Below are 19,209 nucleotides of genomic sequence, written 5' to 3' on the forward strand. Positions count from 1 at the left end.
CGTGTCTCCGATTATCCGATGGCCTGACTGAAAAGGCCGAATACCTTGGTGGGCCCCGCCGGCTCGGGTGCCGTGTGCCCCTTGCGCATGGCGATGCCGCCGCCGACCTCGACGAGGCCCCGCTCGGTGAGCCAGGCGGACAGTCCGAGCGCGACGGGCGTATCGACGCGCAGGAAGGCGCCGGGCTTGCCGGAGGCGAAGAATGAGATCAGCTTTCGGGCGTCGGCATCGGTCTCCGCCACGACGGGGCCGATCACCTCGCCGCGGCCGAAGGGGCGAAGCGCGGCATAGCCGACGGCGTGCCCATCCTGGCGCAGCACGGCCAGGCTGCCGGATCGCTGCGCCACGCGCAGCAAGGCGCGCCGGTCGATGCCATGCGCCAGCCGGTCCAGCAGGCAGATGGCCTGGAAATCCTCGGCCTCGGCCAAGGTGACCCCCGCGGTATCGGCGGCCGGCATCGCAGCGACGTGGCCCTGATGCTGGCGAATGCCATGCGTGCTTTCGAAGCCGAGCTTCTCATAGAGCGGCAGCCCGTCCGCCGTCGCGGTCAGCCGGCATTCGCGCGTTCCGGCGGCCTGCAGGGCGGCGTCCATCAGACGACGGCCGAGCCCGCGCCCACGGGACGCCTCGGCGACGATGACGAGGCTGATGGTGGCGATGGCCTCGCCCAGCCGCGTCATCACGATGGTGCCGACGACCTCCTCGCCGTGCAGGGCGACGAACCCCTCGCCCAATTCCAGCGACATCGCCCAATCCTCGCGGCGGTGCGGCCAGCCCGCTTCCCGCGAGAGGCGCAGCGCTCCGTCGAGATGTCGGTCTTCGAATGTGACGAGGTCGATCGTATCGAGAGCCATGACACCCACCTGTTTCGCTGCATCATGATTAGGACGGCGCCGGGCGCAGTTCCTCCCGAGGACGGCGGTCGCACGACATCTTTCGCCGAAGGCGAGGCTGCCCACCGCATGGAATGCCACGGAGGTCCCGCGACGGTCCCGGTTTTCCCCGAAGCGGGGGCTCGCCGCCGCGGCCGGCCGCAACACTCTGCCACGGCCGGGAAGGCGCACGGCAGTTTGTGCTTCGCTTGCCCCGCAATGCGGTGCCCCGGCCGCGAACCGGCCGGATTACAATGGCGGCGGGAACGAACGAGCCGTTTCGTCAAGCGAGGACCGCGCCATGAGCGTCATCAAAGCCAAATACGTCACCTTCGACTGCCATGGGACGCTGATCTATTTCGCGATGGATAAGGCCGCCCGCGCGCTCTACGGCGCGACCCTGAGCGAGCCGGCGATGAAGACCTTCATCACGGACTTCTCCGCCTATCGGCTAGACGAGGTGCTCGGCGCCTGGAAGCCCTATGGCGACGTCGTTCACAACGCGCTGGAGCGCACCTGCAAGCGCAACAACGTGCCCTTCCGTGCCGAGGATGCGCTCTGGATCTACGAGCAGGTTCCGACATGGGGGCCGCATGCGGATGTGCCCGCCGGGCTTGCCAAGGTCGCCAAGGAGATCCCGCTCGTCATTCTGTCCAATGCGCAGAACGACCAGATCCCGCATAACGTCGCCAAGCTCGGCGCGCCCTTCCACGCCGTCTACACCGCCGAGCAGGCGCAGTCCTACAAGCCGCGCATGAAGGGCTTCGAGTACATGTTCGACATGCTCGGCTGCGGGCCTGAGGATGTCTGCCACGTCTCGTCGTCGTTCCGCTACGACCTGATGACCGCGCATGACCTCGGCATCAAGAACAAGGTCTGGGTCAATCGCGGGCACGAGCCGGCCAATCCCTATTACGGCTACACCGAGATCAAGGACATCGGCGGACTGCCCGGCGTGTTCGGCCTCTGAGGCCGGGCACGGAAAGGATCGGCACGATGCGGTTCAAATCCTATTGGCATGACACGGCTGCCCCCTTCGCGGGCGCCGCGGCGGGGCCGGTCGAGGGCAGCTATGATGTCGCCGTCATCGGCGGTGGCTTCACTGGCCTCGCCGCGGCACGCCAGCTCGCCATGGCTGGGGCGAAGGTGGTGGTGCTGGAAGCGCGAAGCGTCGGCTTCGGGGCCTCGGGCCGCAATGGCGGTCATCTCAACAACGGCCTCGCCCATAGCTTCATCGGCGCCAAGGAGGCCCTCGGCACCGAACGGGCGATCGCGCTCTACAAAGCCTTCGACGCATCGGTCGACACGATCGAGCGCATCGTCGCGGAGGAGGGGATCGACTGCTCCTTCCGCCGCGCCGGAAAGCTGAAGCTCGCCTCCAAGCCCGAGCACGTCGCCGGCATCGCCCGGAACTTCGAGGTCCTGCATCGCGAGGTCGACCCCGACACGGCGATGCTGAGCCGCGCGGATCTGAAAGGCGAGATCGGCTCGGACGCCTTCCATGGCGCCATGCTCTCGAAGAAGAGCGCGATGATGCATATGGGCCGGTATGTCGCCGGCCTCGCCGCTGCTGCGGCGCGCCATGGCACCGTGATCCACGAGCACGCGCCGGTCGTCTCACTGCGACGCGACGGCGGACGGCATCTCATGCACACGAGCCGGGGCGAGGTTTCCGCTAGGGAGGTGCTGGTCGCGACCGGCGCCTATACCGATGGCGGCTTCTCCTGGTTCCGGCGCCGGATCATCGCGGTCGGCAGCTTCCTGATCGCGACGCGCCCGCTCAGCGAGGCCGAGGTCGCCGCGACCATGCCGGGCAACCGCACCGCGGTGACGTCGCTGAACATCGGCAACTACTTCCGGCTGGCGCCCGACAACCGGCTCATCTTCGGCGGCCGCGCCCGTTTCTCCGCGACCTCCGACCAGACCTCCGACGCCAAGAGCGGGGCGATCCTGCGCGCGAGCCTCGCGGCCATCTTCCCGCAGCTCGCTCATGTCGACATCGATTATTGCTGGGGCGGGCTGGTCGACATGACCAAGGACCGCTATCCGCGCGCCGGCCTTCACGACGGCCTCTGGTATGCGATCGGCTATTCCGGCCATGGCGCGCAGATGTCGACCCATCTCGGCATGATCATGGCCGACGCCATTCTCGGCCGGCCGGATCGCAACCCGCTGAAGGGGCTGGACTGGCCGGCGGTGCCCGGCCATTTCGGCAAGCCGTGGTTCCTGCCGCTGGTGGGGATGTACTACAAGCTGCTCGACAAGGTGCAGTGAAGGAGCCGGCGCCGCCGCGCCTCCGCAGCCCTTATCCCGAGGAGGCGCGGAACGCGGCGTCTCGAAGGATGGGCCAGATAGCTACGGAGCCTGCTCGAGCATCCGTCGAGACGCGATCCTGAGGGATCGCTCCTCAGCATGAGGGCTGCGGTTACAGAATCGAGAGAAGATTGGGCGCCGGGCGATGTCCGGCGCCCTTTCGTTTCATAGCCCCCCGATATGGAAGGCCTTCACTTCGAGATATTCCTCGATGCCGAGCTGCGAGCCTTCGCGTCCGAGGCCGGACTGCTTGACGCCGCCGAAGGGGGAGACCTCCATCGAGATCGCGCCCGTGTTCAGTCCCACCATGCCGAATTCGAGAGCCTCGCCGACGCGCCAGCCCCGGCGCATATCCTGCGTGAAGAAGTAGGAGGCGAGGCCGAAGGGCGTGCCATTGGCGATCTCCAGCGCTTCGGCCTCGTGGCGGAAGCGGAAGAGCGGCGCGACCGGCCCGAAGGTTTCCTCGCTCGCCAACAGCATCTGCGTCGTGGCCTCGCCGAGCACGGTCGGCGTCGCATATTGCTTGCCGTTGGGCATGTCGGCCGCGCTGGCGAGGCGCTTGGCGCCCTTTGACAGGGCATCGTCGACATGCCGCTCGATCTTCTCCAGCGCCGCGGCGTTGATCATCGGGCCGATATCGACGCCGGCCTGGGTCCCCGGGCCGACCTTCATCGCGTTCACGCGGGCCGAGAGTTTTTCGGCGAAACGGTCATAGATTCCGTCCTGGACCAGGATGCGGTTGGCGCAGACGCAGGTCTGGCCGCCATTGCGGAATTTGGAGGCCAGAACGCCGTCGATCGCGATGTCGAGATCGGCATCGTCGAAGACGATGAAGGGCGCATTGCCGCCGAGTTCGAGGCTGAGCCGCTTGATGCTGTCCGAGGCCTGCTTCATCAGCAGCGCGCCGATGCGCGTGGAGCCGGTGAAGGAGATCTTGCGGACCGCGAGGTTGCCGGTCAGCTCCGCGCCGATCTCGGTCGGCAGGCCGGTTACGATATTGACGACACCGGCCGGGATGCCGGCCCGCTCCGCCAGCACGCCGAGCGCGATGGCCGAATAGGGCGTCAGCTCCGAGGGCTTGATCACGACGGTGCAGCCGGCGGCGAGCGCGGGCGCGACCTTGCGCGTGATCATCGCGTTCGGGAAGTTCCAGGGCGTGACGATGCCGCAGACGCCGACCGGCTGCTTCATCACCAGGATGCGGCGGTCGGCGGTGGGGGCGGGGATGGTCTGGCCGTAGATCCGGCGGGCTTCCTCGGCATACCATTTGACGAAGGAGGCGCCGTAGCGAATTTCGCCGCGCGATTCGGCGAGCGGCTTGCCCTGCTCTCGCGTCAGGATCAGCGCGAGATCTTCGATATGCTCGATCATCAGCGCATGCCAGGCTTCCAGCAGCGCCGCGCGCTCGGCCGGTGTCTTCGCCCGCCAGCCGTCGAAAGCCTTCTCGGCGGCCTCGATCGCGGCGCGCGTTTCGGCGATGCCGGCATCCGGCACCGTGCCGAGAACGGCTTGCGTGGCCGGGTCGATGACGTCGAGCGTGCGGCCCGAGGCGGCGCCGTTCCACTGGCCGCCGATCAGGCAGGCTTCCTGGACGAGGGCGGGGTCGCGAAGGCCTTCGATGGTCATGCTGTGATCTCCTGTCAGTCCAGCGCCGAAAGGATCGCCGCCGTGATCTCGGTCGTCTTGTGCTCGCCGGGACGGGTGCCGATACCACGACCCGTCGCCGCCTCGATAGCGCGCATGACCGAGCGGGCGGCATCGGTCTGGCCGAGATGCTCCAGCATCATGGCGCCGGACCAGATCGCCGCGATCGGGTTTGCGATACCCAGATGCGCGATATCCGGCGCCGACCCGTGCACCGGCTCGAACATCGAGGGGGCGTCGCGCTCCGGGTTGATGTTGGCGGAGGCCGCATACCCGAGCCCGCCCTGAATGGCGGCGCCGAGATCGGTCAGGATGTCGCCGAAGAGGTTGGAAGCGACGACGACGTCGAGGCTCTCCGGCGCCATCACCATCCGCGCCGCCATGGCGTCGATATGGTAGTTCGTGACCTCTATATCGGTGTATTCGGCCGCCAGCTTCGCGGTGATCTCGTCCCAGAACACCATCGAATATTTCTGGGCGTTGGACTTCGTCACCGAGGCGAGCTTGCCGCGGCGCTTGCGGGCCTGTTCGAACCCGAAGCGCAGGATGCGCTCGACGCCCTTGCGGGTGAAGATCGAGGTTTCCACGGCGACCTCGTCGGCGGTGCCGTTATGCACCCGCCCGCCGGCGCCGGCATATTCGCCCTCGGTGTTCTCGCGGATGCAGAGAATATCGAATTGGGAGGCGCGCAGCGGGCCTTCCACGCCAGGCAGCAGCCGGTGCGGGCGGATATTGGCGTATTGCACGAAAGCCTTGCGGATCGGCAGCAGCAGCCCGTGGAGCGAAACCGAATCGGGCACGCGCTTGGGCCAGCCGACTGCTCCGAGCAGGATTGCATCGAAGCCGCGGAGCGTCTCGATGCCGTCCGCCGGCATCATCGCTCCGGTCTTCTCATAGAAGTCGCAGGACCAGGGAAAACGGGTTGCTTCCAGCGAGAAGCCGGCGCCGGAGGCCGCCTTGGTCAGCACCTCCCAGGTCGCGTCGATGACCGCGGTGCCGATTCCGTCGCCCGGGATCAGGGCGATACGATGAGATGTCACGACGAGGCTCCTCAGACGGCGATCAGAATGCTCTTGGACTTGCGATTGGCGAGATAGGCCTCGCGGCCGAGATCCTTGCCGAGGCCGGATTGCTTGTAGCCGCCAGTGGGCAGGATATGGTCGCGCGAACGCCCGTAACGATTGACCCAGACGGTGCCGGCCTGCAGCCGGTTGCTCAGCCTGAGCGCCCTCGACAGGTCGCGCGTGTAGAGGCCGGCACACAGGCCGTAGGTGGGATGGTCCGCGAGGGCCATCGCCTCGTCTTCGTCGCGGAAGGTCTGCACCGTCAGCACGGGGCCGAAGATCTCCTCGGTGATGGCGGGCGAATCCGGCGCCAGTCCCTCGAGCAAGGTCGGGGCATAGAAATAGCCTTCGCGATCGAGCGCTTGTCCGCCTGTCCGCGCGCGGGCGCCCCGCGCGATCGCCGCGTCGACGATGCTGGCCATGCGGCCGAGCTGGCGCTCGGAAATGATCGGGGCGTATCCGGTCGCCTCGTCCCAGGTCGGGCCGGGCCTGATGTCGCTCATGATCTTCAGGATGTGGCCGACGACCTCCTCGGCGACGCTCGCCTCGACGACGAGGCGCGATCCGGCGACGCAGGCCTGCCCGGCATTGGCCATGATGCCGCGCGCGACGGCGCCGGCCGCCTGCGCGATGTCGGCATCGGCGAAGACCAGCTGCGGGCTCTTGCCGCCCAGTTCCAGGGTCATGGGCTTCACCCCGGTGCGGGCGATGTTCTCCATGATCGCCGAGCCCGCGCCGGTCGAGCCGGTGAAGCTGACCTTGGCGATGCCGGGATGGCCGGTGATCGCCGCGCCGGTGGTGCGCCCGTCGCCGAGCACGATGTTGATCAGCCCCGCCGGCAGGCCGGCCTTCACCGAGAGCTCCGCCATGTAGAGGGTGGCGAAGGGGGTCATCTCGGAAGGCTTGAGCACCACCGCATTGCCGGCCGCGAGGGCCGGGCCGAGTTTCCACGCCGCCATCGAGAGCGGGAAATTCCAGGGAGTGATCGCGCCGACGACGCCATAGGGCTCCGTCGCGATGAAACCGACGCTGTCGGAGGCGGTGGGGACGAGGTCGCCGCCTTCCTTGTCGGCGAACTCGGCGAAGAAGCGGATCTGTTCGATGGTGACGGGGATGTCGAATTTCAGGAGTTCGGCGATCGGCCGGGTCGAGGCGAGCGCCTCCATCCGCGCCAGCGTCACCGCCTCCGCCTCGATGAGATCGGCCCAGCGATGCAGCGCGTTCAGCCGCTCGCGCGGGCGCGCGGTGCTCCAGCCGCTGGTCTTCAGCGCGGTTTGGGCCGCCGCGACCGCGCGATCGACCAGATCGGCCTCGGCGACCGGGCAATCGGCATAGGCCACGCAGTCGGACGGCCGGTGAAGAGCGATGCCGTCGGATGCGGCGATGCGCTCCCCGCCGATGAAATGCGCCTGCGGCAACGCGATGGTGGCAGGGTCGAAGCTCAGCGACACGGGAAGGCGTCTCCGGATGAGAGGTCGTGGCATCGAGCCTAGCGGCGCGGGCCCGGCAGGTGGCGCCGCGAGAGCCGCACGGAGCCGGCGGGATATCCCGTTTGGCCCGGCCCGGACGGCGGATTCTTCGGCGCCGGCCTCAGCCGACGACGACGTAGATCTTGCGGACGGTCTCGATCGTCTTCCAGGTGCCGATATAGCCCGGCTTCATCACGAAGCTGTCGCCGGCCCTGAAGATGCGCGGCTCCTGGCCTTCCTCGGTCAGCTCGATCACGCCCTGGAGGATGTAGCAGTATTCGAAGGTCTCGCCCTTGATCGAGCGGTTGGTGCCGGGCGTCGCTTCCCACACGCCGGTCTTCACCGTGTCGCCGCGCGAGGAATCCTGCGCCCAGGTCTTGTAGTCGGGATCGCCGGCGAGCAGGCGCTCCGGCGGGCATTTGGAGTGTTTCGGCTCGCTGGTGGGATCGAGATCGAGCTGGACGAGCAGGGACATGGCGGTGCCTTTCGCTGACAATGGCGGAGGAGGGGAGGATCGGGCGTCAATAGCCGCGGCTGCGGTCGACGAGGCCGATGGGGGACAGGCCGGCCCGGTGGCGCCTGATGTTCTCGATGACGGCGCGGGCCGCCGGCTCCGGCTCGACCTTGCTGGCGATATGGGGCGTCAGCAGGATCCTTGGGTGGTTCCAGAAACCATGCGTGGCCGGCAGCGGCTCGGGCTCCGTGACGTCGAGCACCGCTGCGGAAAGCTGGCCGCTGTCGAGTGCGTCGAGCAGCGCCCGGTGGTCGAGATGCTGGCCGCGCCCGACATGGACGAGGCCGGCCCCGCGCGGAAGCCGGGCGAACAGCCCGGCGTCCAGGATGCCGAGGGTTTCGCGCGTCAGCGGCAGCAGGCAGATCAGGATGTCGGTTTCGGCCAGCATGGCGGTGAGGCCGTCCTCGCCATGGAAGCAGCGCACGCCCTCGATCTCACGCGGAGAGCGGCTCCAGCCGCTGATTGGGAAGCCGAAGAGCTTCAGCTTCTCGATCACCGCCGTGCCCATCATGCCGAGGCCGAGAACGCCGACGCGCCTGTCGCTCGCGGTCGTCAGCCCATGGGCCTGCCAGCGCGCCTCGCGCTGCTGGGCGAGATAGGCCGGCCAGTCGCGATGCAAAGCGAGCACCGCGAGCGTCACATATTCCTGCATCATGCGGGTGATGCCGTCCTCGACCATCCGCACCAGCTGGATATGGGGGGCCAGCCCCTCCGTCTTCATCTGGTCGATGCCGGCGCCGATCGAGAACAGGATCTCCAGCCGGGTGAAGCGCTCCAGATCCGGCGGCTCCGTCCAGGTGATGAGATAGCGGATCTCCTGCGGATCGTAGGCTTCGCTGGTGCGAATGAAACGCAGATCGGGCAGCGCCTCGGCGAAGCGGGCGGCGAAGACCCGAGCGCGATCCTCGGTGGAATTGAACAGGAAGCTCACGTTTCGGTCCCCGGCTTGCATCAGCCCCGCCCTTCGGCGAAGGCGGTGCAGAGCTGTTCCAGCAGGCGCGTGCAGCCGGAGAGCTCATCGCGGGTGATGAACTCGTCCGGCTTGTGCGCACGGGCGATGTCGCCCGGCCCGCAGATGATCGCGTCGATGCCCGCTGCCTGATAGAGCCCCGCCTCGGTGCCGTAGCTGACGGCCGCCAGAGGCTCCTGGCCGGTGAGTTCGGCGAGGCGCAGCGCGATCGGCGCGTCGGCGGGCAGGGACAGGGCCGGATAGGCGGCGATCTGCGTCCAGTCCGTGCCGAAGCCCTCGGCCTCGAGCGCGGCCAGAGCGGCGCGCACGGGTTCGAGCAGCGCTCCGGGCTCGACGCCGGCGATGGCGCGCGCCTCGATCTCGATCCGGCAAAGCTCGGGAATGACGTTCAGCGCCTCGCCGCCGCGCACCGTGCCGATCTGGACGGTGGAATAGGGCGGGGCGAAGGTATGGTCGAGCGGTCCGCCCTGCAGCGCCAGCGCCGTATCGCCGGCCGCGGCGATCACAGCCCCCATGGCATGGATGGCGTTGAGGCCGAGATCGGGCCGCGAGGAATGGCCGGAGCGGCCGCGGATCTCGGCGAGCGCTGCCGCCTTGCCCTTATGCGCGAGAATGGGGCGCAATCCGCTCGGCTCACCGATCACGGCCGCGGCAGGGCGGGCGCAGAGCGAGGGCAGGGCGGCGATCAGATGCGGCACGCCCCGGCAGCCGGCCTCCTCGTCATAGGAGAAGGCGAGGTGGATCGGCCGGGCCAGCTCGCGACCTGCCAGGGCCGGCACGACCGCCAGCGCGGCGGCGAGAAAGCCCTTCATATCGCTGGTGCCGCGGCCCAGAAGCCGGTCTCCCTCTTCGCGCAGCGTGAAGGGGTCGCCGGTCCATTGCGGCTCCTGCGCCGGCACCACGTCCATATGGCCGGACAGGACGAGGCCCGGCACGTCCCGCGGGCCGATCGTGGCGAAGAGATTGACCCGGTCGCCTTCCGGCCCCGGCAGAAGTTGCGCCTCGACACCCGAGCGCGCCAGATGATCGGCGATCCACCCGGCGATCACGCCGTTGGGCCGCCCCACGACGGACGCGAAGGCGATCAGCTCCGAGAGGATGGCTTGGGCGGTCACGAACGGCTCCGGCTGGCAGGACGAGCGCCAGCTTAAGCGCCGCCGCAGGAGCCGGGCGGCTGTTGTGCGGCCGGTCGCGGTCATCCATGCCGAATTCGGCGCCGAGAACGGTGCTTCCTTTCGCGGCTTTGCTCTAAAAGGAATCGGTGCGCGACGGGCTCGAAAGCGGTCGGGTCCGCCGCCGTGTCGGAGGCTGCCTCTTGGAGACCACCGCCCGTCTGCAGGTCGATGCGTTCGAGGTCACGCTGAAGGATATCGGCGAGGTCGATGTCGAACAGCTCCACACCCTGTCGGTGGCGGTCGGCTGGCCGCATCGCGAGGATGACTGGCGGACGCTGCTCGCGCTGGGGCAAGGCATCGCCGCCTGCGACGATATCGGCCGCGTCATCGGATCGGTGATGTGGCTGCGCTATGGGCCGGACCATACGATGGTCGGCATGCTGATCACCTCCCCGAGGCTGCAGGAACATGGCGCCGGGCGCTGGCTGATGGAGCGCGTGCATGCGCTCAATCCGGGCTCGGCTTTCGCCCTCACGGCGACCCGCGCCGCAAGGCGGCTCTATCGCTCGATGGGATATGGTCACGAGCAGAAGATCCTGCAGTGCCAGGGCCATGTGCAGGGCAAGCCGCAGCCCGGCCGGATCGACGGGCAGCTGCGCGCCGTCGAAGCGGGCGACCATGCCGAGATTTTGCGGCTGGATCGGGAGGGTCTCGGCTGCGACCGATCGGCCGTGCTGGCGCGGCTGCTGGCGAGTTCCCAGGGGCAGGTGCTGATCCGCGAGGGAGCCGTCGTCGCCTATGCGCTGTGCCGTCGCTTCGGGCGCGAGCGCGTCCTCGGGCCGGTGGTCGCGGCGAGCGACGACGACGCCGTCGCCGTCAGCGCCCCGCTCGTGGCCGCCTCTCAGGGCGGTTTCCTGCGGGCCGATACGCCCGAGAGCGACACGGCCTTCACCGAATTCCTCGTCGGCTGCGGGATGCGGATCCATGACAGCGTCACCGCCATGGGGCTGGGCCGGCCGGCCTATCGCCCGGCGAGCCCCAACGGCGCGCGCCGCATCGCGCTCGCCAGCCAGGCGCTCGGCTGAGCGGCGGCAGGCGCGACGCGCACCGCGCATCGCATATGACGCAGACTGCCGGCGGGCTCCGCCTCAACGGCAGAAGCTGCCGAACCTGCCGGGCCATAACCGGTCCGCGGCGGCACCGTCTTATCAAGAGGACTTACTTCATGAAGATCATCGCTTCGGCGCTGCTGGCCTTCGGCCTGACGGCATCGGTCCTGCCGGCTCAGGCGCAGACCACCACGCTGACCAGCGTCAAGAACCGCGGCAATCTCGTCTGCGGCGTCAGCCCGGGCCTCGCCGGCTTCGGCATCCCCGACGCCAAGGGCGAGTGGGTCGGCATCGACGTCGATCTGTGCCGGGCGATCTCGGCGGCGATCTTCAACGATCCGATGAAGGTCAAGTTCACGCCGCTGTCCTCCAAGGACCGTTTCACCGCGCTGCAGAGCGGCGAAGTCGATCTGCTGTCGCGGACCTCGACCTGGACCATGTCGCGCGACACCACGCTCGGCCTGACCTTCGCCGGCGTGAACTTCTATGACGGCCAGGCCTTCCTGGTTCAGAAAAAGCTCGGCATCGACAGCGCCAAGAAGCTCGACGGCGCCTCGATCTGCCTGCAGCAGGGCACGACGACCGAACTCAACGTCGCCGACTATTTCCGCAAGAACAAGATCAAGTACGAGCCGGTGACCTTCGACAAGGGCGACGAGGCGATCAAGGCCTTCGAATCGGGCCGATGCGATGCGCTGACCGACGATTCCTCGGCCCTTTACGCGCTGAAGCTCAAGCTGGTGAAGCCTGAGGACGCGGTCGTGCTGCCCGAGCTGATTTCCAAGGAGCCGCTCGGCCCGGTCGTCCGCAGCAGCGACGTGCAGTGGTTCAATCTGGTGAAGTGGACGCTCGACGCCATGCTCAATGCCGAGGAACTCGGCGTGACCCAGGCGAATGTCGATGCGATGCTGAAGTCCGACAACCCCGAAATCCGCCGCCTGCTCGGCGCCGAGGGCAAGTTCGGCGACGGCATCGGCCTCAGCAACGACTGGGTCTACCGGATCGTGAAGCATGTCGGCAATTACGGCGAATCCTACGAGCGCAGCGTCGGCCAGGGCTCGGAGCTGAAGATCGCGCGCGGCAAGAACGCGCTCTGGACCGAGGGTGGCCTGCACTACGCTCCGCCGATCCGCTGATCGGAGAGGCGGCTGACCGGCGCACCGCCGCCGGTCCCCCATCGAAGCGCCGGCCTACCAGGGCCGGCGCGGCCCCGTATCCACATGGATCAGGCCGTTCCAATAGACGTGGTGGCCGCCGACATCCTCCATCGCGCGGACCCATTCCAGCACCAGCCGGGGCTTCACGCCCGGCACGCGGAAATCCATCGCCTCGCAGCGGCGGTGATAGGAATTGCGCCGGGCGCGCCAGGCCGGCCGCCAGGTCGAGGTGACCTTCACCGCCCCATATCTCTGCGCGACCCGCTCCAGCACCGTCTTCAATGTCTTCGGCAGACAATCGGTCGAGGTCCCCGGATCGGTCGAGATGCCCGGCCTGTCCGGCTTCTCGTTGGGATCGTATTGCGGCTCCGCCCCGGCCTTCTGTCCGGGCGTGAGTTTAGGCCAGACCGGGCCTTCCTCCTCGTCCTCTTCCAGAACAGGCGATGTCGGGCCCGCACTCTGCGAGGGTGTCGCGGGCGCGGCCACGTCGGCAGGCGTCTCTCCGGACCGAACCTCTCCCGGCGTCTCCGGCGCGGTCTGGCTGGCGGGGGTTTCGCGTGCCGGTGCCCGGGCCGGCGGCACCACGATGGGCGGCAGAGCCGGCGTGCCGGCCAGATCGAGGTCGAAGGGCCGCTGCGGGGGCAGGGGTACGCGCATCGTCGTGCCTTCCTGGGCAAGCACCGCGATCGGCGAGACGCCCAGCGCCACCAGCGCTGCGAGCAATCCGGTCCGCAGCCGGGCTGGCGACGGGATGGCCGTTTCCCGATTCATCACGCCGCAGCGCAGCCCGATGGGCAGAGCCGGCAAGGGTCTTTCAGGGTTTCGACGAGCATGGATGCCTTTCGGAAGGGCGCAGGGCCGAGCGCGATTCGGTTCGGGCCGGTCCGTCCAAGCGCCTCTGGTTGGGTCCGCTGCGGCCGCAACCAAAGCATCCGGAGCGTTCCGCCGGTGCGGATCCCGGTGGGGGCGGGTCTTTTGGCCGCATCCTGCGCGCCATTCAAGCCCGGACGGCGATTGTGCGATGCGGCGGAGTCTTGCTTCATTCTAATCGAGGGGATAAGCGACTGGAGCAGCCAGCCTCCGCGCCGGCGCTCGAAGCGAGTTCGACGATGCAAGCTGTCCCGGTTCCTTCCCTGCTGGCCGACTATCTGCCTCTGGTGCTGTTCATCGGCGTCTCGGCGGTGATCGGCCTGGCGCTGCTGATCGCGCCCTTCGCGATCGCCTATTCCAAGCCGGACCCCGAGAAGCTCTCGGCCTATGAGTGCGGCTTCAACGCCTTCGACGATGCCCGCATGAAGTTCGATGTGCGCTTCTATCTGGTGGCGATCCTGTTCATCATCTTCGATCTGGAGGTCGCCTTCCTGTTCCCCTGGGCGGTCGCTTTCGGCAGCCTCGGCTGGTATGGGTTCTGGTCGATGATGGTTTTCCTCGGCGTGCTGACCGTCGGCTTCGTCTACGAGTGGCGCAAGGGCGCGCTGGAGTGGGACTAACTGTCGCTGGGAAAACGGTTTTCCGCTTCCTATCTACAGTCTGAGAGTTCACGGGGATCAGGTTCATGGCCATCACAGCGATCGATCGCGGCAACCCGCTGGTCGCGCCGGCACCCAAGGGTCTGCTGGGTCCGGACGGACAGCCCGTCGGCGCCCGCGATCCCTATTTCGTCGAGATCAACAACGAGCTCGCCGATAAGGGCTTTCTGGTGACCGCGACGGATGATCTCATCAACTGGGCCCGCACCGGCTCGCTGATGTGGATGACCTTCGGTCTGGCCTGCTGCGCGGTCGAGATGATGCAGCTTTCCATGCCCCGCTACGACGTCGAGCGCTTCGGTTTCGCGCCGCGCGCCTCACCGCGCCAGTCGGACGTGATGATCGTCGCCGGCACGCTGACCAACAAGATGGCGCCGGCCCTGCGCAAGGTCTACGACCAGATGCCGGAACCGCGCTACGTCATCTCCATGGGCTCCTGCGCCAATGGCGGCGGCTACTACCACTACAGCTACTCCGTGGTGCGCGGCTGCGACCGGATCGTGCCGATCGACATCTATGTCCCCGGTTGCCCTCCCACGGCCGAGGCGCTGCTCTACGGCGTGCTGCTGCTGCAGAAGAAGATCCGCCGCACGGGCACGATCGAGCGCTGAGCGCCGGTCGGTTCTCGGGGCAGTGATGAAGGTGAGACGATGAGCGAAGCGCTCGTGACACTCGGCGAAGAGATCAAGGCAGCGCTGCCCGGCGCGGTCACCGATGCGGTCGTCGCCTTCGGCGAACTGACGCTCCATGCCGAGGCGGCGTCGATCGTCCAGGTGTTGCGGACGCTCTACAGCGATCCGCGCTTCCGCTTCGTCAATTTCATCGACCTCGCCGGCGCCGATTATCCCGGCCGCGAGAAGCGGTTCGACGTGGTCTATCACCTGCTGGCGCCGCACAAGAACCGCCGCGTCCGCATCAAGGTGCAGACCGACGAGGCGACTCCGGTTCCGTCGACGATCGAGGTGTTCCCGGCGGCGAACTGGTTCGAGCGCGAGGCCTACGACTTCTACGGCATCCTCTTCTCGGGCCATCCCGACCTGCGCCGCATCCTCACCGATTACGGCTTCGAGGGCTTCCCGCTGCGCAAGGACTTCCCGCTGACCGGCTTCGTCGAGGTGCGCTATGACGACGAGCAGAAGCGCGTCGTCTACGAGCCGGTGAAGCTGAACCAGGAATTCAGGAATTTCGACTTCCTCTCACCCTGGGAAGGGACGGAATACGTCCTGCCGGGTGATGAGAAGGCGAAGGGAGCCTGACGATGGCCGTCTGGACCAAGTTCGCCGCTGTCGCTTTGCTGCTGGCCGGTCTGTCGCCTGCGCTGGGTGCCACGCCGGATGTGGATCTCAAGTTGGCAACCCGGTACTGCGAAGCTGCGCAGGGACAGCGTCAGCCGCGCGAGGCGGGGTCGTTCTCCGCCTGCATGCGCGAATTCGGTTACGACACTTTCCGCTTCGGCGCCGGCACGAGATTCTGAGCGATGACCGAGCATAATATCCGCAATTTTAGCATTAATTTCGGCCCTCAGCACCCGGCTGCTCACGGAGTTCTCAGGTTGGTCCTCGAACTGGACGGCGAGATCGTCGAGCGCGTCGATCCGCATATCGGCCTTTTGCATCGCGGCACCGAGAAGCTGATCGAGGCCAAGACCTATCTGCAGGCGATGCCCTATTTCGACCGGCTCGATTACGTCGCGCCGATGAACCAGGAGCATGCCTACTGCATGGCGGTCGAGCGCCTGCTCGGCGTGAGCGTGCCGCGTCGCGGCCAACTCATCCGCGTGCTCTATTCCGAGATCGGCCGCATCCTGTCGCATCTGCTGAACGTCACCACCCAGGCGATGGACGTCGGCGCGCTGACCCCGCCGCTGTGGGGCTTCGAAGAGCGCGAGAAGCTGATGATCTTCTACGAGCGCGCCTCGGGCTCGCGCATGCATGCAGCCTATTTCCGGCCGGGCGGCGTGCATCAGGACATCCCGACTTCGCTGGTTCATGACATCGCCGAATGGTGCGACCCGTTCCTGAAGGTCTGCGACGATCTCGAGGGCCTGCTCACCGACAACCGCATCTTCAAGCAGCGCAACGTCGATATCGGCGTGGTCGATCTTGAGACCTGCTGGAAGTGGGGCTTCTCCGGCGTCATGGTGCGCGGCTCCGGCGCGCCGTGGGATCTGCGCAAGTCGCAGCCCTATGAGTGCTACGAGGAAATGGAATTCGACGTTCCGGTCGGCAAAAACGGCGACTGCTACGATCGCTACCACATCCGCATGGAAGAGATGCGCCAGTCCGCGCGCATCATGAAGCAGGCTTGCGAGAAGCTGCTGGCCGCCGATGGCGGCGGGCCGGTCTCCTCGCTCGACGGCAAGGTGGTTCCGCCCAAGCGCGGCGAGATGAAGCGCTCGATGGAAGCGCTGATCCACCACTTCAAGCTCTACACCGAGGGCTTCCGGGTGCCGGAAGGCGAGGTCTATGCCGCAGTCGAAGCGCCGAAGGGCGAATTCGGCGTCTATCTGGTCTCCGACGGCACCAACAAGCCCTATCGCTGCAAGGTCCGCGCGCCGGGCTTCGCCCATCTCCAGGCCATGGATTTCATGTGCCGCAAGCACATGCTCGCCGACGTCTCCGCGATTCTCGGCTCTCTCGATATCGTCTTTGGTGAAGTTGACCGCTGATGTCCGTCCGTCGTCTCGCACCCGATCCCATCCAGCCGGCCTCCTTCGCCTTCACCCCGGCGAACGAGAACTGGATCGACCAGCAGATCGCCAAATATCCGGACGGCCGCCCGGCCTCGGCCGTGATCCCTCTCCTCTGGAAGGCGCAGGAGCAGGAGGGCTGGGTCTCTCGTGCGGTGATCGAGACCGTCGCCAAGCGCCTCGGCATGGCGCCGATGCGGGTGCTCGAGGTCGCGACCTTCTACACCATGTTCAACCTTCAGCCGGTCGGCGAGTATTTCGTCCAGCTCTGCGGCACGACGCCCTGCGCCCTGCGCGGCGCCGAGGCGCTGAAGAAGGTCTGCGCCGAGGTCATCGGCCCGCAATCGACCGTGACCGCCGACGGCAAGCTCTCCTGGCTGGAAGTCGAATGCCTCGGCGCCTGCTGCAACGCGCCGATGGCGCAGATCAATGTCGATTATTACGAGGATCTGACGCCGGAGAATTTCCGCCAGCTGCTCGACGATCTGCGCCATGGGCGGCCGACCAAGCCCGGCCCGCAGAACGGCCGCGTCGGCTCGGAGCCCGAAGGCGGCGCCCAAACCCTGACCGATCAGGCCCTCTATGACGGCTCGATGATCGGCGCCGGCGACTGGCAGAACCGCGTCACCGAGCAGCGCAAGGCCGCCGCCGAAGCCGCCGCCGCGAAAGCCGCAGCCGAGGCGGAGGCCAAGAAGGCCGAGGCGGCAAAGGCGGAGGCGACCCCGGCAGCCGCCACTGCGCCCGCGACCGAGACGGCCGCTCCCGGCCGTCCGAAACCCTCCGAGCCCGGCCAGCCTTCCAGCGCCGCGAACGACACGCCGGCCTCGACCGGCAAGGTGGACGAGAAGTCCGCCGCCGAATCCGCCAAGCCGGCTCCGGCCGGCGACAAGCCGGTGAAGTGAGGCCCGCCATGCTCGCAGATCGCGATCGCATCTTCACCAATCTCTACGGCCTGCACGACAAGACCCTGCAGGGCGCGATCAAGCGCGGCGGTTGGGACGGCACCAAGTTCATTCTTGAGCAGGGCCGCGACTGGATCATCGACGAGATGAAGAAGTCGGGCCTGCGCGGCCGCGGCGGCGCTGGCTTCCCCACCGGCCTGAAATGGTCGTTCATGCCCAAGCAGAGCGATGGGCGCCCGCATTACCTCGTCGTCAATGCCGACGAGTCCGAGCCGGGCACCTGCAAGGACCGCGAGATCATGCGCAACGACCCGCATACGCTGGTCGAGGGCTGCCTGATCGCTTCCTTCGCCATGGGCGCCCATGCCGCCTACATCTATATCCGCGGCGAATATGTCCGGGAGCGCGAGGCGCTGCAGCGGGCGGTCGACGAGGCCTATGAGGCCCGGCTGATCGGCAAGGACAACGTCCACGGTTATCCCTTCGACCTCTATGTCCATCACGGCGCCGGCGCCTATATCTGCGGCGAGGAGACGGCGCTGCTGGAGAGCCTTGAGGGCAAGAAGGGCATGCCGCGGCTGAAGCCGCCATTCCCGGCCAATATGGGCCTCTATGGCTGCCCGACGACCGTCAACAACGTCGAATCGATCGCGGTGGCGCCGACGATCCTGCGCCGCGGCGCGGCCTGGTTCTCTTCGATCGGCACGCCGAACAATGTCGGCACCAAGCTCTTCTGCGTCTCGGGCCACGTCAACAAGCCCTGCAATGTCGAAGAGGCGATGGGCCTGACCTTTCGCGAGCTGATCGACCGCCATTGCGGCGGCATCCGCGGCGGCTGGGACAATCTCAAGGCGGTCATCCCGGGCGGATCCTCTGTGCGGATGGTCCCGGCCGAACAGATCATCGACACGCCGATGGATTTCGACTCGCTCTCCAAGCTGCGCTCCGGCCTCGGCACCGCGGCGGTGATCGTGATGGACAAGTCGACCGACATCGTCCGCGCCATCGCCCGCATCAGCCATTTCTACAAGCATGAGAGCTGCGGCCAGTGCACGCCCTGCCGCGAGGGCACCGGCTGGATGTGGCGCGTGATGGAGCGCATGGCCGAGGGTCGCGCCCAGAAGCGCGAGATCGACATGTTGCTCGACGTCACCAAACAGATCGAGGGGCACACCATCTGTGCGCTCGGCGACGCTGCCGCCTGGCCGATCCAGGGCCTGATCGCGCATTTCCGTCACGAGATCGAGCAGCGCATCGACGACTATGCCGCCAATCCGCACAGCGAGCCTGTGCGCCTGATGGCGGCGGAGTAAGCCCATGACCAAACTCCTCATCGACGGCATCGAGGTCGACGTTCCGGCCGATTACACCGTCCTTCAGGCCTGCGAAGCGGCGGGCGCCGAGATCCCGCGGTTCTGCTTCCATGAGCGGCTCTCGATCGCCGGCAATTGCCGCATGTGCCTCGTCGAGGTGAAGGGCGGTCCGCCGAAGCCGCAGGCCTCCTGCGCCATCGGCGTGCGCGATCTGCGCCCGGGACCAAACGGCGAGCCGCCGGTCGTGCTGACCAAGTCGCCGATGGTGAAGAAGGCGCGCGAGGGGGTGATGGAGTTCCTCCTCATCAACCACCCGCTGGATTGCCCGATCTGCGACCAGGGCGGCGAGTGCGACCTGCAGGACCAGGCAATGGCCTTCGGCGCCGACACCTCGCGCTATGCCGAGAACAAGCGCGCGGTCGAGGACAAGTATATCGGCCCGCTGGTCAAGACGACGATGACGCGCTGCATCCAGTGCACGCGCTGCGTCCGCTTCACCACCGAGGTGGCCGGCGCCTCCGACCTCGGCGCCATCGGCCGCGGCGAGGA

General features: G+C 67.3%; 20 protein-coding genes. 12 read left to right on the forward strand and 8 right to left on the reverse strand.

The genetic code is table 11. From position 1 onward, the window contains the following. Nucleotides 1-11: 11 nt before the first annotated feature. On the reverse strand, nt 12-854 hold the full coding sequence (locus tag ACOJTB_RS16025; RefSeq protein ID WP_420103524.1) for a GNAT family N-acetyltransferase: 843 nt from the start codon (nt 852-854) through the stop codon (nt 12-14). 319 nt (nt 855-1,173) lie between these two features. On the opposite strand from ACOJTB_RS16025, the gene ACOJTB_RS16030 reads away from it, so the two are divergent. Together ACOJTB_RS16030 and ACOJTB_RS16035 are read left to right on the forward strand one after the other, a co-directional pair. After that, nucleotides 1,174-1,842, forward strand: coding sequence for a haloacid dehalogenase type II (locus tag ACOJTB_RS16030; RefSeq protein WP_420103525.1), 669 nt, complete (start codon nt 1,174-1,176; stop codon nt 1,840-1,842). A gap of 26 nt (nt 1,843-1,868) precedes the next feature. Continuing rightward, nucleotides 1,869-3,146, forward strand: coding sequence for an NAD(P)/FAD-dependent oxidoreductase (locus ACOJTB_RS16035; protein ID WP_420103526.1), 1,278 nt, complete (start codon nt 1,869-1,871; stop codon nt 3,144-3,146). Between the two features lie 204 nt (nt 3,147-3,350). Here ACOJTB_RS16035 and ACOJTB_RS16040 read toward each other — a convergent pair whose 3' ends face one another. The 6 genes from ACOJTB_RS16040 to argE all read right to left on the reverse strand — a co-directional run bounded on the left by ACOJTB_RS16040 (nt 3,351) and on the right by argE (nt 9,961). After that, the gene (locus ACOJTB_RS16040) at nt 3,351-4,805 is read right to left on the reverse strand and encodes an NAD-dependent succinate-semialdehyde dehydrogenase (RefSeq protein ID WP_420103543.1); all 1,455 of its coding nucleotides are present in this window, start codon (nt 4,803-4,805) and stop codon (nt 3,351-3,353) included. 20 nt (nt 4,806-4,825) lie between these two features. Then, entirely contained in the window at nt 4,826-5,869 is a 1,044-nt protein-coding gene (locus tag ACOJTB_RS16045) for a tartrate dehydrogenase (protein WP_420103527.1), read from the reverse strand. Between the two features lie 11 nt (nt 5,870-5,880). Further along, a complete protein-coding gene (locus tag ACOJTB_RS16050; RefSeq protein ID WP_420103528.1) occupies nt 5,881-7,344 on the reverse strand; it encodes an aldehyde dehydrogenase family protein in 1,464 nt (487 codons plus the stop codon). Between the two features lie 139 nt (nt 7,345-7,483). After that, nucleotides 7,484-7,837, reverse strand: coding sequence for a cupin domain-containing protein (locus ACOJTB_RS16055; RefSeq protein ID WP_420103529.1), 354 nt, complete (start codon nt 7,835-7,837; stop codon nt 7,484-7,486). Between the two features lie 46 nt (nt 7,838-7,883). After that, complete coding sequence (locus ACOJTB_RS16060) at nt 7,884-8,807, reverse strand: 2-hydroxyacid dehydrogenase (protein WP_420103530.1); 924 nt, start codon at nt 8,805-8,807, stop codon at nt 7,884-7,886. A gap of 20 nt (nt 8,808-8,827) precedes the next feature. Further along, entirely contained in the window at nt 8,828-9,961 is a 1,134-nt protein-coding gene (argE, locus tag ACOJTB_RS16065) for an acetylornithine deacetylase (RefSeq protein ID WP_420103531.1), read from the reverse strand. Between the two features lie 200 nt (nt 9,962-10,161). On the opposite strand from argE, the gene ACOJTB_RS16070 reads away from it, so the two are divergent. Both ACOJTB_RS16070 and ACOJTB_RS16075 read left to right on the forward strand, forming a co-directional pair. Next, complete coding sequence (locus ACOJTB_RS16070; protein ID WP_420103532.1) at nt 10,162-11,046, forward strand: GNAT family N-acetyltransferase; 885 nt, start codon at nt 10,162-10,164, stop codon at nt 11,044-11,046. Between the two features lie 140 nt (nt 11,047-11,186). After that, nucleotides 11,187-12,206 carry an amino acid ABC transporter substrate-binding protein gene (locus ACOJTB_RS16075; protein WP_420103533.1) on the forward strand — a complete coding sequence of 340 codons (1,020 nt, stop codon included), beginning with the start codon at nt 11,187-11,189 and terminating at the stop codon, nt 12,204-12,206. A gap of 54 nt (nt 12,207-12,260) precedes the next feature. Here ACOJTB_RS16075 and ACOJTB_RS16080 read toward each other — a convergent pair whose 3' ends face one another. After that, nucleotides 12,261-13,034: a hypothetical protein gene (locus ACOJTB_RS16080; RefSeq protein ID WP_420103534.1), complete on the reverse strand. Its 774-nt coding sequence runs from the start codon at nt 13,032-13,034 to the stop codon at nt 12,261-12,263. A gap of 302 nt (nt 13,035-13,336) precedes the next feature. Between ACOJTB_RS16080 and ACOJTB_RS16085 the strand changes: the two genes are divergently transcribed. The 8 genes from ACOJTB_RS16085 to ACOJTB_RS16120 form a co-directional block, all read left to right on the forward strand. Continuing rightward, entirely contained in the window at nt 13,337-13,717 is a 381-nt protein-coding gene (locus tag ACOJTB_RS16085) for an NADH-quinone oxidoreductase subunit A (RefSeq protein ID WP_420103535.1), read from the forward strand. Between the two features lie 65 nt (nt 13,718-13,782). Then, the gene (locus ACOJTB_RS16090; RefSeq protein ID WP_420103536.1) at nt 13,783-14,367 is read left to right on the forward strand and encodes a NuoB/complex I 20 kDa subunit family protein; all 585 of its coding nucleotides are present in this window, start codon (nt 13,783-13,785) and stop codon (nt 14,365-14,367) included. A gap of 39 nt (nt 14,368-14,406) precedes the next feature. Continuing rightward, nucleotides 14,407-15,012: an NADH-quinone oxidoreductase subunit C gene (locus ACOJTB_RS16095; RefSeq protein WP_420103537.1), complete on the forward strand. Its 606-nt coding sequence runs from the start codon at nt 14,407-14,409 to the stop codon at nt 15,010-15,012. A gap of 2 nt (nt 15,013-15,014) precedes the next feature. Beyond that, nucleotides 15,015-15,230 (forward strand): hypothetical protein, encoded by a 216-nt coding sequence (locus tag ACOJTB_RS16100; RefSeq protein ID WP_420103538.1) that lies wholly within the window; start codon nt 15,015-15,017, stop codon nt 15,228-15,230. A gap of 3 nt (nt 15,231-15,233) precedes the next feature. Next, nucleotides 15,234-16,424, forward strand: a complete 1,191-nt coding sequence (locus ACOJTB_RS16105; protein WP_420103539.1) for an NADH-quinone oxidoreductase subunit D — start codon at nt 15,234-15,236, stop codon at nt 16,422-16,424. Continuing rightward, nucleotides 16,424-17,347, forward strand: coding sequence for an NADH-quinone oxidoreductase subunit NuoE (nuoE, locus tag ACOJTB_RS16110; RefSeq protein WP_420103540.1), 924 nt, complete (start codon nt 16,424-16,426; stop codon nt 17,345-17,347). The genes ACOJTB_RS16105 and nuoE overlap by 1 nt, the downstream gene beginning before the upstream one ends. An 8-nt stretch (nt 17,348-17,355) precedes the next feature. Then, nucleotides 17,356-18,660 carry an NADH-quinone oxidoreductase subunit NuoF gene (gene nuoF, locus ACOJTB_RS16115; protein WP_420103541.1) on the forward strand — a complete coding sequence of 435 codons (1,305 nt, stop codon included), beginning with the start codon at nt 17,356-17,358 and terminating at the stop codon, nt 18,658-18,660. A 4-nt stretch (nt 18,661-18,664) separates the two neighbouring features. Further along, the coding region (locus ACOJTB_RS16120; RefSeq protein ID WP_420103542.1) for an NADH-quinone oxidoreductase subunit G at nt 18,665-19,209 on the forward strand (545 nt) is incomplete at its 3' end.

This window comes from Allobosea sp., assembly GCF_048595345.1.
Taxonomy (GTDB): domain Bacteria; phylum Pseudomonadota; class Alphaproteobacteria; order Rhizobiales; family Beijerinckiaceae; genus Allobosea.